This is a genomic window from Pedobacter sp. KLB.chiD, from assembly GCF_047040275.1.
In the GTDB taxonomy this organism is placed as follows: domain Bacteria; phylum Bacteroidota; class Bacteroidia; order Sphingobacteriales; family Sphingobacteriaceae; genus Pedobacter.
Genome location: NZ_CP178207.1, coordinates 2,199,537 through 2,212,790, shown reverse-complemented (window position 1 = coordinate 2,212,790; position 13,254 = coordinate 2,199,537). Strand labels below are relative to the sequence as shown.

Annotated in this window: 12 protein-coding genes; 4 read left to right on the top strand and 8 right to left on the bottom strand. The window is 38.2% G+C overall.

Going from position 1 to position 13,254, the window contains the following annotated elements; all coding sequences use genetic code 11:
- Positions 1-14: 14 nt before the first annotated feature.
- Both ACK1I8_RS08970 and ACK1I8_RS08965 read right to left on the bottom strand, forming a co-directional pair.
- Positions 15-995, bottom strand: a complete 981-nt coding sequence (locus tag ACK1I8_RS08970; protein WP_412468990.1) for a PorP/SprF family type IX secretion system membrane protein — start codon at positions 993-995, stop codon at positions 15-17.
- Between the two features lie 17 nt (positions 996-1,012).
- Positions 1,013-3,430: a hypothetical protein gene (locus ACK1I8_RS08965; RefSeq protein WP_412468989.1), complete on the bottom strand. Its 2,418-nt coding sequence runs from the start codon at positions 3,428-3,430 to the stop codon at positions 1,013-1,015.
- 405 nt (positions 3,431-3,835) lie between these two features.
- On the opposite strand from ACK1I8_RS08965, the gene ACK1I8_RS08960 reads away from it, so the two are divergent.
- The gene (locus tag ACK1I8_RS08960; RefSeq protein WP_412469361.1) at positions 3,836-4,246 is read left to right on the top strand and encodes an organic hydroperoxide resistance protein; all 411 of its coding nucleotides are present in this window, start codon (positions 3,836-3,838) and stop codon (positions 4,244-4,246) included.
- A 169-nt stretch (positions 4,247-4,415) separates the two neighbouring features.
- On the opposite strand, the gene bioB is transcribed toward ACK1I8_RS08960, so the two are convergent.
- The 4 genes from bioB to ACK1I8_RS08940 all read right to left on the bottom strand — a co-directional run bounded on the left by bioB (position 4,416) and on the right by ACK1I8_RS08940 (position 8,751).
- Positions 4,416-5,417 (bottom strand): biotin synthase BioB, encoded by a 1,002-nt coding sequence (gene bioB / locus ACK1I8_RS08955; protein ID WP_412468988.1) that lies wholly within the window; start codon positions 5,415-5,417, stop codon positions 4,416-4,418.
- 110 nt (positions 5,418-5,527) lie between these two features.
- Positions 5,528-6,877: a magnesium transporter gene (gene mgtE / locus ACK1I8_RS08950; protein ID WP_412468987.1), complete on the bottom strand. Its 1,350-nt coding sequence runs from the start codon at positions 6,875-6,877 to the stop codon at positions 5,528-5,530.
- 136 nt (positions 6,878-7,013) lie between these two features.
- The gene (gene corA, locus ACK1I8_RS08945) at positions 7,014-8,135 is read right to left on the bottom strand and encodes a magnesium/cobalt transporter CorA (RefSeq protein ID WP_412468986.1); all 1,122 of its coding nucleotides are present in this window, start codon (positions 8,133-8,135) and stop codon (positions 7,014-7,016) included.
- Between the two features lie 4 nt (positions 8,136-8,139).
- Positions 8,140-8,751, bottom strand: a complete 612-nt coding sequence (locus ACK1I8_RS08940) for a WbqC family protein (RefSeq protein ID WP_412468985.1) — start codon at positions 8,749-8,751, stop codon at positions 8,140-8,142.
- A 39-nt stretch (positions 8,752-8,790) separates the two neighbouring features.
- Between ACK1I8_RS08940 and ACK1I8_RS08935 the strand changes: the two genes are divergently transcribed.
- Positions 8,791-9,663 (top strand): lysophospholipid acyltransferase family protein, encoded by an 873-nt coding sequence (locus ACK1I8_RS08935; protein ID WP_412468984.1) that lies wholly within the window; start codon positions 8,791-8,793, stop codon positions 9,661-9,663.
- 5 nt (positions 9,664-9,668) lie between these two features.
- Positions 9,669-10,682 carry a glycosyltransferase family 2 protein gene (locus ACK1I8_RS08930; RefSeq protein ID WP_412468983.1) on the top strand — a complete coding sequence of 338 codons (1,014 nt, stop codon included), beginning with the start codon at positions 9,669-9,671 and terminating at the stop codon, positions 10,680-10,682.
- Positions 10,683-10,858: 176 nt separating this feature from the next.
- Here the strand turns inward: ACK1I8_RS08930 and aroQ are convergent, their stop codons facing one another.
- Complete coding sequence (gene aroQ / locus ACK1I8_RS08925) at positions 10,859-11,275, bottom strand: type II 3-dehydroquinate dehydratase (protein ID WP_412469360.1); 417 nt, start codon at positions 11,273-11,275, stop codon at positions 10,859-10,861.
- Between the two features lie 49 nt (positions 11,276-11,324).
- Between aroQ and xerD the strand changes: the two genes are divergently transcribed.
- Entirely contained in the window at positions 11,325-12,224 is a 900-nt protein-coding gene (gene xerD, locus ACK1I8_RS08920; RefSeq protein WP_412468982.1) for a site-specific tyrosine recombinase XerD, read from the top strand.
- 141 nt (positions 12,225-12,365) lie between these two features.
- Here xerD and prmC read toward each other — a convergent pair whose 3' ends face one another.
- The gene (gene prmC, locus ACK1I8_RS08915) at positions 12,366-13,238 is read right to left on the bottom strand and encodes a peptide chain release factor N(5)-glutamine methyltransferase (RefSeq protein WP_412468981.1); all 873 of its coding nucleotides are present in this window, start codon (positions 13,236-13,238) and stop codon (positions 12,366-12,368) included.
- Positions 13,239-13,254 lie beyond the last annotated feature (16 nt).

The window sequence follows — 13,254 nt, the reverse complement described above, 5'->3', positions numbered from 1 at the left end:
TATAAAAGCTAATCTCAAAATTTAGGGCAAGGTACCTTAAAACCCTTAAAATTATTATGCCTGTAGATTAGGGAAAGTTCGTATGTACGTGGTGTAGCACTCATTAATTTACTTCCGTAAACGGTATAATTAATCCCTGCACTAACATTTTTTATGGCTACGCCAACATAAGGATAAAATGAAGCTTCGTTGAATTTGTACCACATGCCAAAATTCAGTTTCATTTTAGTTTCATCGCCGGGTTTCAAACCTAGAACGGTACCGAAAATAAGGTCCCTGTTATTTTTCTGCGCGTTGTAAACTCCTGTAAAGTTTAAATCGATGTTATTGTTCATTAAGTAAAGCAAGCCTAAATTAACGGTTCTTCGCGCAGCAACCACCTCGTTGCTGCTGCTGAGCATAGATTCACTGGGTTTTGTTAGGTGGTATTGCGCATACCCGAGAGCAACACTCCAATAATCAAAATTGGCTGCAAAATTAGCCCCGATGTTTAAATCAAAATAGGATGTTTTATCATTCTTTAAATCGAGGTAATTAGGCATTGAAGTGTCAAAACCACCCGCACCATTGTATTGAGAAGCAAAAGTAAGTTTGTTGTAATCCAGGTATCTGGAAACATAGGCTAGTTGTGGTGCCAAACCAAATTTAAAACGATGCTCTTCGTCCATATACTGATAGTAAGAAAAACTGGCACTGATATATTGTGATTTTAACGCTTTATTCAGCGACTCATCAAACAGTCCGCTCAAACCGAGGCTGAAATAGCTATCTGTAAAATTTTCGTCTTCTACCAATTTCAGATCGCCGGATATACTATAGGTATTGTAAGGGTCGCCCAGATTGCCCCATTGTTGCCTGGTATTGGCGGCAATTCTATAATCGCCATCAAAAAAACCGGTAAATGCGGGGTTTAGACTTAATGGTGCAGCGAAGTATTGAGAAAACTTGGGATCTTGTGCCCAACAACATACCGTAGTAAGGCAAAAACAAAACATGAGTAGCGATTTGTGCATTATAATATGAGTATAGTTTTTCCTTTTGATTGAATTTTATCACCTGATACATCAATACCTTCCGCAAACCAGGAAAACGTTTCCAAAGGTTGCATTTTGCTGTTATACTGTCCGTCCCAGCCTCCATTTGCTAAATCTGCACTTTGATAAACCAAAATTCCCCACTTGTTGTATACCTTAAAGCTGATTAACTTCTGAATCCCGACCAAAAATGGATACAAACGGTTATTGGTTTCTTTTTGCGGGGTAAAAGCTGTTGGTACAATTATTTTTGGCTGAGGTAAGATTTCTACTTCAATTGGCGCAGAAGCTATGCATCCCTGTTCATTCTGTATAGAAATGTAATAAACTCCCGCCTTGTTTACTCGAGTAGGATTGGCTAAAGGCCTTGTTAGATTTTCGTCTTCAAAATAACCCGCCCTTACATGAGGGCTGCTCCCTTTGGTAATTTCCTGCGCAGTTAAATCAATATAACCTTGATCAAAAATGGCCTTTGGTTTATTCAATACTATCTTTGGTGCGGTATTAAAGCTTACCTGTATTTTGCCAGAGGTAAAGCAACCTCCATCGTTTACTGCTTTCACATAATAAGTGCCTGCTTTGGCAATGGTTTTAGGAGAAGTAATCTGATTGCTCAAGGCTGAATCGTAAAAAAATGAGTATTTTAAATTATTACCCGATCCGCTATAAAGCGCTGGATTAGAAATATCAACCTTATCTGGATAACATGCTGTTTCCGGATCTTTGATCCGTAATACGGGCATATCACTAACTGTTATTTCAATTTTGTCCGTTACCGTACATCCATCAGCATTGGTTGCTTTTATATAATATGTTCCAGATTTATCGATCTCTTTAGGATTGGTTAACGGTATAGTTAATGCTTCATTTGCATAGAAACTGTATTTGAACGTAACATCACTTCCTGTGTAATAATTTGCAGCAGTAATATCAATTTTTGATGCTGTACAAACTGGTTTAGGATTGCTTACCTTTAAAACAGGTTTGTTTTTGATGTTCACCTCAATCGGAACAATTTTACTGCAGCCCGATTGATTGGAAAGTTTGATAAAATATTTTCCTGTTTTAGTGATGTGCTGTGGATCTGCAATGATTTGACTAGCCGCTTCATCTGCAAAATACGATCTGTTAATTCCTTCCAAGTTGCCGAGGTATAAAGTGGCATCCGTAATGTCTACAGGCTCAGCATAACAAACGGTTTCAGGATTTCTGATAGTGATGTTTGCCGCATTAAATATCGAAATTTCAACCGGAACAACACTTTCGCAGCCTTTACTATGGCTAGCTCTAATGTAAAAAGTATGATCAGAAACTATTTTAACCAGTCCCTTTATCGGCCTGGTTAAATCCTTATCTTCATAAGCCTGATAGGTAAAGTCTTGCGTTTTGTTAAGAATGTATTTTGGAGCCAAAAGATCTATCTCCGCATTCTGGCATACGACATCTTTTTTTAAAACACTAAGTTCAGACCCCATACCTTTAGTTACGGTACTTATTGTAGCAGGGCAGCCAAACCCGGGATAAGGTATTAAATCCAGTAAGATACGTGAGCCGTCGGCAGGTTTCGGTTTAATATTGATCGATTGACCCGAACCGTATTTAATCGATCGGTCTGCACTATACCAGTTATAGGTTTGGTAGCCGCTCGGACCAGATAAGTTAACAGCATCAACATTGGCACAATAAGTATTACCAGTAATTAAATCTCCAAATACATTTTTGATATTTAAATAAGCATAGCCAAAATGTTGTCCTCTGGAACAATCGGTACTGATAAACTCGATCAGTAGTTTTTTACCCTGGTAACCGGATAAATTAATGGTTACAGGCGACCAATCTTTATAGATAACATTTTCATAATCCGCTGATTTTTTAAAGTTAGGTAACGATGAGGTCGCTACAAATTCGAATGATGCACATGGAATGTATTCATTCTTCTCTACATCCTTAACCCTGGCAATAAAGCGTGGCTGTTCAAATGATTCGTGATCTGGGTCTTCTAAAACTACCGCGTACTGGTAAGTTAATGTAAATGTAGGTTGATCAACCGGAACATCAATCACATAAGCTATTCCATCAATCTGTGCGCCGGTGGCATTATTTCCCAGTTTAACAGAATAATTTCCTCCTGAAGGCGGAATCAGATGAAAACCGCCGTATTGATCAACCATATTTTTGTTGCTGATGATGGTATGCCGCCCAGAAATTGGCTTCGGCACTTCATTCATCGTAAATACATTCTGGTTATTTTCGATTGCAATAGCGCCTGCATAAATTTTCCAGTTTTGAAAATTTCCTTTTTCAAATTCAATATTCTCCGGAGCGGATTGTGCGTTTGATTTGGATGGCATAACAATACTTGCTATGAGCATCAACAAAAACAATCTATATGCCATTGGGATGATTTTTAGCTGTTATGATATAAAAATATCGTTTTGGCATGTTTGGCGCATTTTATGTCAAGTCAAAGTCATGGTTTTTTACACGAAACCTAATACTTATAAATGAGTATACGAAGATTTAGATAGAATGGATTTTTGGATAGTATTGGATTTAAGGTGTTGATTATCAGTGTTTTTTTATTTAACCGTATGGATGATAAATATGCGAAAGCTGATTTTATGTTCGTTTTTTTACAAAAGTTGATATAATCGAGGTATTATTTTTTTACATGAACAGGCCTTTATTTCTCTTCACTAATTCTCATTTAGCTCTATAATGGTATGATTAGGCAGTCTTTTTGAATACTAAAAACAAAGACAAGTGTGATTTGTTAACCTTAAATCAATTCAGAAATTATGATGGAAAAGCTATATACAGCTGAAGTTACAGCTATCGGAGGAAGAGACGGACACATTAAATCGAGTGATGGAATTTTGGATTTCGATTTAAGAAAACCAAAAGAACTTGGAGGGCAGGGAGGTGCTACAAACCCGGAAGAATTATTTGCTGCTGCTTGGGGACCATGTTATTTAGGTGCGCTATCTAGTGTAGCGGAACGAGAGGGTATTGATACCAGTGAAGCTAATGTAAAGGTGTTGGTTTCATTTAATAAAGATGGTAATGCATTTGCTCTTTCTGCAGATCTGGATGTACACATTCCAGGTATCTCGCATGAGGAAGCACAAGCACTAGCAGAAAAAGCACATCGGGCCTGCCCCTATTCTAAAGCTACCAGAGGTAATATCGAGGTGAGGGTAACTGCGGTGTAAGGTAATTATTGATTTGTTGTGCTGTAAGAAGGAAACAGCTCACATTGCAAATAATACGATAAACAAGAAAGTCCCGGATTTAATCCGGGACTTTCTTGTTTATCGTACACTATGGTTTGAAATCTACCGGGCTATCAGTTGGAAACAGCTGACAGCATCGTAAGTCGAATCAAATGGCTTCCTGTTCAACGATGGTATTAGCAGGTCTGCCATTTTTAAAGGCATCGCGGGTTTTTAATCCTAATAATTCAAACATGGCCATATCGTCAACAAATGCCGGATTCGGCGTGGTTAATAATTTGTCGCCTGCAAAAATAGAACTTGCGCCAGCCATAAAACAAAATGCCTGTTCCAATGTACTCATTTCGTTTCTGCCAGCTGATAAGCGTACTACCGAATTTGGCATTACGATACGTGCTGTTGCGATCATCCTGACCATATCCCAGATGGGAACGCGTGGCTGATCTGCCAAAGGTGTCCCTTTTACGGGTACCAAAGCATTAACGGGAACCGATTCCGGATGTTTCTCCATATTTGATAAAGTCTGCAACATGGAAACGCGGTCTTCTACCGTTTCACCTAAACCGATAATGCCTCCACTACATACCGTTAATTTGGCTTTCCGAACATTTTTAATGGTATTTAAACGATCATCATATGTTCTGGTTGATATAATCCTTTTGTAATCGTCTTCAGAAGTATCAATGTTATGGTTATACGCATATAAACCCGCATCAGCTAAACGTTGTGCCTGGTTTTCGGTAAGCATGCCCAATGTGCAGCAAACTTCCATATCCATATCATTCACCGCCCTAACCATCTCAATTACACGATCAAAGTCGCGGTTGTCGCGCACTTCGCGCCAGGCGGCTCCCATACATAACCGAGATGCTCCGCCCTCTTTGGCTTTAACAGCAGCACTAACTACCTGGCTCACCTGCATTAAGGGCTGTACTTCTAAATCAGTATGGTAGCGGGCCGCTTGCGGGCAATAGCTACAATCTTCTGCACATCCACCGGTTTTGATGGAAATTAATGAACTGACCTGAACTTCATTGTAGTCTTTATTTTCACGGTGAATTGTAGCAGCCTCATAAACCAGATCCAAAAACGGTTTATTATAAATTTCGTATATTTCTTCTTTTGTCCAATCGTGTCTTGTTATTTGCATCGGGATCAGATTTTACAGATTTAATTTTTTGTGGTCTTAGTTAAATTAATAGGCCCTAAATTTAGTTTTGCAAGCATTAAGCTAATAGCACTGGATCAGGTAAGTCCTGATTATAGTAAGAGTTTGCTCGCCAATCCTAAAATTAATAGGAATCCAAAAACATCGGTAAAAGTAGTAATAATTATAGACGATGCAATGGCCGGATCAATACCTACGCGTTTTAAAATAAGTGGAATACCTGCACCTGTTATACCCGCAATAATCAGATTACCGGTCATAGCCAGGAAGATAACCAAACCGAGCATAGGGTTTCCATCAAAAAAGAAGGCAAAAATAAATACAATTAAACCATTAGCTGCGCCATTGATTAAGCCTACTGTAAATTCTTTTAATACCGTTCTATAAGCTTGTTTATCAGTTAAATCGTACAGCGAAATACGCCTTACCGTTACCGCAAGTGCCTGTGTGGCAGCATTTCCACCCATGCCTGCAATAATAGTCATATAGGCTGCCAATGATGGGATCAGTTTAATTGTAGGATCAAAATAACGCACCACTGATGATGCCAGAAAAGCCGTGCCCAGGTTGATGATTAACCAGGGTAAACGCGATTTTACGGCTTCCACCCAGTTACCGCTCAACTCCTCATCTTCTGATACCCCTGAGATTTTCAGGATATCTTCAGTGCTTTCTGCCTCCATTACGTCGATCACATCATCGAAAGTGACCCTGCCCAGTAATTTCTGATGATCGTCTATTACCGGAATACTGGTTAAGTTATATTGAGAAATGAGGCTGGCCACTTCTTCCTGATCGGTATCGGGATGTACATAAACAGCATCGTCTTTTACCAATTCAGTTATTTTGGCATTGTGTTTGGCCTTGATGATATCTTTCAAGGAAACAATACCCTTAAAAATTTTCTCGTCATCTACCACGTAAATGGTATAAAACTCCTCCATTTCTTCGCTTTGGCGAATGATTTCGTCTATTGCGTCTTTTTTCGTCAGATTGATATTGACACAGATCAGTTCTGTGTTCATCAAACCACCAGCGGTTTTTTCGTCGTAGGTTAAAAGGTTCCGGATTTCTGAAGCATGATCTTCCGTCAGATCTTCCAGAATTTCTTTCTGCTCGTGATCTTCCAGCTGCGAAATAATATCCGTTGCATCATCGTAATCCAGTTCCTCTACAATCTCCGTACGTTTATCAGGATGAAGTTCAAAAAGTAATTCCTCCGGGTGGGATTCCTCATCCATTTCAGATATAATCTCTGAAGCAATTTCAGCAGGAAGAAGATTTATGATATGCCGTTGTTCTGATTTGTCCAAACGTTCGAATAAAATCGCAATTTCTGAGGCATGGTATTCCTCTAAAACGATTTTCAAAGTTTCATCACCAGCTAAAATTGCATTTTTAACCTTGAGTACGTCGCTTTTATCTATTTCGAATGACTGCATTTATAACCTAACCAAAACGCCCTAAAGCTACAAATATTAAAAGTTGAATTATAACCCGTTTAAATTTATTCTAATCTTTTTATTTATCCTATCGCTCGAATTATTCGTAGCTTAAGAGAAGTTGATGACACCAGATCTATTTAAACCATCCTTTACGCCAAAAATAAATCACCTGTATAATGGCAATCACTGCCATCACCAGCCAGGTGTATAAATAGCCATGCTCCGCATACAATTCCGGCATATTATCCTTCAATATCTTTCCGGTAGCCGGATCTTCCCTGCTGAAGTTCATGCCGTAGATTCCTGCTATAAAGGTTAATGGGATAAATATTGATGAAATAATGGTCAATACCTTCATGATTTCATTCATGCGGTTACTGATGATCGATAAATTCATATCGATATTGGCCGACGCAATCTCTTTTAAAGATTCGATAAAATCGATGATCTGGATGCAATGGTCATACGCATCTTTCATATAGGTTTTGGCCAGTTCAGATATCAGGGGGCTGTCTGTCCGGATAATATCATTTAATTTATCCCTTTCAGGCCAGGCCACTTTTCTGATGGTAATCAGAGATCTTTTAATGGCCTGTGTATCATACATGATCCTTTTATCGGGATGATCGTATAAGCGGTCTTCAATTGCATCTAATTCTTCGCCCCAAAAATTCAACAGCGTAAAATAGTTATCTACAATCACATCCATGATGGCGTACATTAAATAACTGCTACCGCCAATTCGGATGTTCCCCTTTCCTAATTCTAGTCGTTTCCTTACCGGTTCGAAACAATCTGCATAAGTTTCCTGAAAGGTGATTAGTGTCCGTTCTGATAAGATGAAAGAAATCTGGTCGTTACAAAGCACATTGTCATCACTTAAATATAAATGCCTGCTTACTGAAAAAATGTATTTGTCATTATCATATTCATCCAGTTTAGGCCGCTGATAAGAACTGGTAATATCTTCCAGTACAAGCCTGCTGATATCGAGTTTAGCATATAGCGTTTCAAATATATTCGGATCACCCAAGCCTTTAATCTCAAACCAGTAAAAGAGGTCGTTGTTCTCGATCAGTTTATCAATGTTATTGATGTTTTCCAGTTCGGTTTTTTTATAGCTCTTATCATTGTAGGTATGCAATACAATAAGGGGCTTTAATGCATCTTCATCAATGGCATACAAACCCGGACTGGTTCCCGGAGCCGGAACTTTATAGTGTTTATGGCGGTTACGTGGCTTGCTTTTTCCCATATGGTTATAAATATAGCCGGGCTTGCGGACCCTGGTTAAATAACAGATCAACAATACTTAAGTTGGGTAAAAATTGATGTTTATCTTCAAAAACCTGATAATATGGTTTATTGTTTACCATATCTTCCGGTTTTTTAGGGTTCATGGCCGATCGGAAGTCTAATTCTTGCCGGATGTCATCCATATATTCAGCTGTTACTTCAAAATGCTTATTTAATTTTAATTTTTTATTCAGCCATGTTAAAAGCTCGAGGTTGTAATCAAACAAAAATTCGAATTTCCTGGTGTAAAAATGAGAAAGTTCATCTTCATAAAATTCGAAATAAGCAGAACTGCGGTAGCAGCTTTCTAAACTTAACCAATGTAACCGTTGCCAGTTAAAATCATAACTGATCCGGACATCTTTCATCTTGGTATGTGTTTTAGAACCTTTAACTACAGGAACAGTGATGTCAAGTTTGCCATTGGGCGAATAAATGCTGGCCCTGTTACGGTAAGTCTGCTTGGCTAAGTGCTCATGTTTCTCTATTAAAAAATCGTCTCCCAGCTTTTGCAATAAACTAAAATAACCTACCGGCGGAAGATAAAATAATGGAAGTATAGCTGTATTCTGCATTTGAAAATTTATGTTTGTAGCTGAAACGTTTTAAAAATAATGATTAAGAGAGGGATTGCGCACGTTGGCGTATTTTTTTTGTACCTGTTATCGCTGCTTCCCCTTCCCCTGCTCTTTTTTTTTGCAAGATTACTATATTATCTGCTTTATTACGTAATTGGCTATCGAAAAAAAGTCGTCAGGCAAAATTTAACGCAGTCCTTTCCTGAAAAATCCACTGTGGAAATAAAGGCCATAGAGAAAAAATTCTTCTTATATCTGGCAGAACTTATCTTTGAAATTATTAAAATAACAAGTATTTCTAAAACCGAAGCTTTAAGGAGAGTAAAGTTTACTGGCTTGGAACAATTGGAGGAGCACTTTAAAACAGGAGAAAGCGTATTGGCCTGTACCGGCCATTATGGAAACTGGGAATTGGGTACCCTTGCGCTTGGATTAAGCATATCGGCCAAAACCTTGGTTATTTTTAAGCCCATCAAAAATAAAATTTTCGAAACCTGGTTTGATTGCATGCGGACCAGATATGGGAATGTTTTTATTGCTATGCGGCAAACCTTAAGAGGAATTGCTGCTTATAAAAATGAACCTACGTTATTATGTTTTGCGAGCGACCAATCACCTACAAAAGAAGAAACCAAATATTTTACTGATTTTTTAAATCAGCCCACAGCCGCACTTCTGGGGGTAGAAAAAATTGCAAAATCGACCAGAAGGCCGATCTACTATTTCAAAGTAAATGTGGTTAAAAAAGGTTATTACCATGTAGAAGTATTGCCTATGTGCCTGAATCCGGAAAATATACACGAATTTGGGATTACTGATCTGCATTTTAAGTTTTTAGAGAATATTATAAAAGAACAGCCGCAATATTGGCTCTGGAGCCATAAGCGCTGGAAATTTAAACCCGAATAAAAAGAATGAACCCATCTGTAGCTGTTGTAATTTTAAACTGGAATGGAAAAGCATATTTGAAGCAGTTTTTACCAGGAATTTTGCTTTCCGAATATGACAACCTGCAAATTGTTGTGGGCGATAATGCTTCTACTGACGATTCGGTTTCGTTTTTACAGGGAAACTTTCCTACCATTAAAATTATACGGAACGACCAGAATTATGGATTCGCCGGAGGCTACAATAAGGTTTTAGAACGTGTTGAAGCGGATTATTTTATCCTGCTTAATTCTGATGTAGAAGTAACGCCAAATTGGATAAAACCGGTGATCGATTTGATGGAAGGCGATAAGCGTATTGCTGCGGCTCAACCTAAAATTAAATGGCAGTTAAACAAAAAACAATTCGAATACGCGGGTGCAGCCGGAGGGTATCTGGATATTTACTGCTTTCCTTTCTGTCGTGGAAGGCTGTTCAATGTATATGAATCTGACGAGGGGCAATATAACGACGCAACCGAAGTTTTTTGGGCAAGTGGAGCTGCATTTTTTATTAAAAGTGCTTGCTGGGTAGAAGCCGGAGGTTTAGATGCCGATCTTTTTGCACACATGGAGGAAATAGATCTTTGCTGGCGCTTAAAAAACCTGAATTATAAAATTATGTATTGTCCGGATGCTGAAGTGTACCATGTTGGCGGTGGAACTTTACAAACAGAAAATCCGTTTAAAACTTACCTCAATTTCAGGAATAATCTCATCATCATGCAAAAAAACCTTCCTGCAGGTGATGCAATTTTTAGGATTATTATCCGAATGTTTATTGATTTTATTGCCTGGTGGCATTTCTTGCTGACTGGAAAACCAAAATTTACGATGGCGGTTACCAAAGGCCACTGGCATTTTGTTAAATCGTTTTTTAAAACAAACAAAAAGCGTAAAGCAATTCAAAAAGATTATGCCAAGCATACCGGAGTGTACAACAACAGTATCGTTTGGGCATTCTTTATAAAGAAAATTCAATATTTTTCGAGGTTAAAATAAGTTGCGAATCGCGATTCGCAACTCGATTGCCATCATAATTTGTGCATAAATATAATCACGATGCTTTAGGCTTTAAGATTAGCTTCGCTGAGCACTTCGTGGTTCCCGCCTGCGGGGGAATGAATTTTTTGAGGCTTAGCAGGTATAGCGTCTGAAAGATCAGTGAAATGATCAAATTATACCAATAAACTTTCAATCGCCAGGCGGTAGCCTTTCATGCCAAACCCGGTTAACACGCCCTGACAGTTTTTTCCGGTTAATGATACATGGCGGTATTCTTCACGGGCATAAATATTAGAGACATGCACCTCAACTACCGCCGTTTTAATTGCAGCTATGGCATCTGCAATGGCTACGGAAGTGTGGGTATAACCGCCCGCATTTAATACTATCCCATCGTAACTGAAACCAACCTCATGTAGTTTATTAATTATATCGCCTTCAACATTACTCTGGTAATATTCGATTTCAATATTCGGATAAAACGTTTTTAATTCTTTAATATAATCTTCTATACTGGTACTCCCATAGATAGATGGCTCACGAACACCCAACAAGTTTAAGTTTGGACCGTTAATAATTTGTATTTTCATCATATAATGTTGTAACGTTGCAATGTTATAAAAAATCTCAAATAAAAGCATGCTTTGGTCATCATATATTAAAGGATTTAAATCGTATTTAAAACTGGAACGGTCATTATCCGGAAATTCTATTGATGCCTATCTGAACGATATCAATAAACTGATCCAGTATTTTCAATCGTTGAATGCCGAACCCAAACCAACCGAAATTACAATAAGCCATTTAAAATCCTTTATTTCATGGCTAAACGAACTTGGAATGCTAGCGAGTACGCAGGCCAGGGTAATATCGGGATTAAAGGCCTTTTTTTCCTATTTAATGATCGAAGATTTGATTCCAGACGATCCAACAGCACTATTGGAAGCGCCAAAACTCAGTAGAAAGATACCCGATACTTTGAATATTTATGAAATTAATGCACTTATCGCAGCAATTGATGCTTCTAAGCCAGATGGGATGCGTAATAAAGCCATTATGGAGGTTTTATATGGTTGCGGTTTGCGCGTAACCGAACTGACCGAACTGAGAATATCAAACGTGTTCCACAAGATCGAATTTATTAAGGTAATTGGAAAAGGGAATAAAGAGCGTTTGGTACCAATCGGTAATGTTGCCCTTAAACTACTCGATATCTATATTAAAGAAGTCCGTGTACATGTAAATATTAAAAAAGGACACGAAGATTTTATATTTCTAAACCGTTTTGGCGCTAAAATTTCCCGCATTTCGATATTTAACCTGATTAAAAGCCTCGCTATTTCCGCAGGAATAAAAAAGACGATCAGTCCGCACACTTTGAGACATTCTTTTGCCACGCATTTAATAGAAGGAGGTGCTGATTTGCGTGCGGTACAGGAAATGTTAGGCCACTCCAGCATTACCACTACAGAAATTTATACGCACATTGATCGGGATTATTTGAGAGAAGTAATTACCCAGTTTCATCCACGGGCTTAGTGGAAAGAATGGTTATAAGATTGCTTCGCTTCTCAAAATGATGATTTTACAATTAGCTATTCCAATAAAATCGGAACAACCCAGTGGTATAAACGGATTATTGATATTCAATTCCATCTTACATTCTCCATTATCTCTTTATCATCGGATCTCTGCCCTTACCATTCTATCTTTTACCTGCATATCTTGTCTTAACTCAATATTAACAAAGCCTTTATCGGTTAACATTTCAATGGTTTCTTTACCCAGATATTCGTTGATTTCAAAGTAAAGTTGCCCTTTGGGCTTTAAGTTCGTTTTTGCGAAATCTGCAATAGCGCTATAAAATAGCAATGGGTTCTGGTCGCTTACAAATAATGCCAGGTGTGGTTCATGCATCAACACATTGTGATGCATATCTGCTTTCTCTAAATCTCTGATATAGGGTGGATTACTGACAATAACATCAAATTTTTCTTCAGATGTAAAAGTTAAAATATCGGCCTCTATAAAATTGATTTCAGTGCCAATCTGACTGGCATTTTGTTTGGCAACTGCAATAGCTTCAGCAGAAATATCCAAAGTAGATACTGCCGCGTTTGGCAGGTGTTTTTTTAGCGTTATGGGGATACAGCCAGATCCGGTTCCAATATCCAGTATGCTCAGCTTTTCTGGCAATGCCGAACTATCAGCTGAAAACTGCTTATGGCAAACTGATATGATCCAATCTACCAATTCCTCTGTTTCAGGCCTTGGTATCAGCACATTTTCATTTACATTAAAAACCAAGCCGTAAAAATGGGCCTCTGCTAGAATATGCTGAATTGGTTTTCCGATCTGTAAATCGTTTAGGATACTTAACAGTTTTTGAAGATCGATAAAGCTGATATCAAGATCTTTTTGCATGATCAGCTTGCCTGAAGATATGGCTAAAACCTTTTCGGCAGCCATATTAAAGAGTGTTTTTGCTTCATTACCATCGTAAAGAGGCCCAAGTTCGAGTATATATTGCGCCGCTAATTCTCCTATCTTCATAATGGCAAAATTACTG

Bases quoted from the DNA above. Each gene is read 5' to 3' on its own strand.
- ACK1I8_RS08960 (WP_412469361.1), top strand. From the start codon at position 3,836: ATGGAAAAGCTATATACAGCTGAAGTTACAGCTATCGGAGGAAGAGAC.
- ACK1I8_RS08940 (WP_412468985.1), bottom strand. From the start codon at position 8,751: ATGCAGAATACAGCTATACTTCCATTATTTTATCTTCCGCCGGTAGGT.
- prmC (WP_412468981.1), bottom strand. From the start codon at position 13,238: ATGAAGATAGGAGAATTAGCGGCGCAATATATACTCGAACTTGGGCCT.
- bioB (WP_412468988.1), bottom strand. From the start codon at position 5,417: ATGCAAATAACAAGACACGATTGGACAAAAGAAGAAATATACGAAATT.
- aroQ (WP_412469360.1), bottom strand. From the start codon at position 11,275: ATGAAAATACAAATTATTAACGGTCCAAACTTAAACTTGTTGGGTGTT.
- ACK1I8_RS08965 (WP_412468989.1), bottom strand. From the start codon at position 3,430: ATGGCATATAGATTGTTTTTGTTGATGCTCATAGCAAGTATTGTTATG.
- ACK1I8_RS08970 (WP_412468990.1), bottom strand. From the start codon at position 995: ATGTTTTGTTTTTGCCTTACTACGGTATGTTGTTGGGCACAAGATCCC.
- ACK1I8_RS08935 (WP_412468984.1), top strand. From the start codon at position 8,791: ATGATTAAGAGAGGGATTGCGCACGTTGGCGTATTTTTTTTGTACCTG.
- mgtE (WP_412468987.1), bottom strand. From the start codon at position 6,877: ATGCAGTCATTCGAAATAGATAAAAGCGACGTACTCAAGGTTAAAAAT.
- corA (WP_412468986.1), bottom strand. From the start codon at position 8,135: ATGGGAAAAAGCAAGCCACGTAACCGCCATAAACACTATAAAGTTCCG.
- ACK1I8_RS08930 (WP_412468983.1), top strand. From the start codon at position 9,669: ATGAACCCATCTGTAGCTGTTGTAATTTTAAACTGGAATGGAAAAGCA.
- xerD (WP_412468982.1), top strand. From the start codon at position 11,325: ATGCTTTGGTCATCATATATTAAAGGATTTAAATCGTATTTAAAACTG.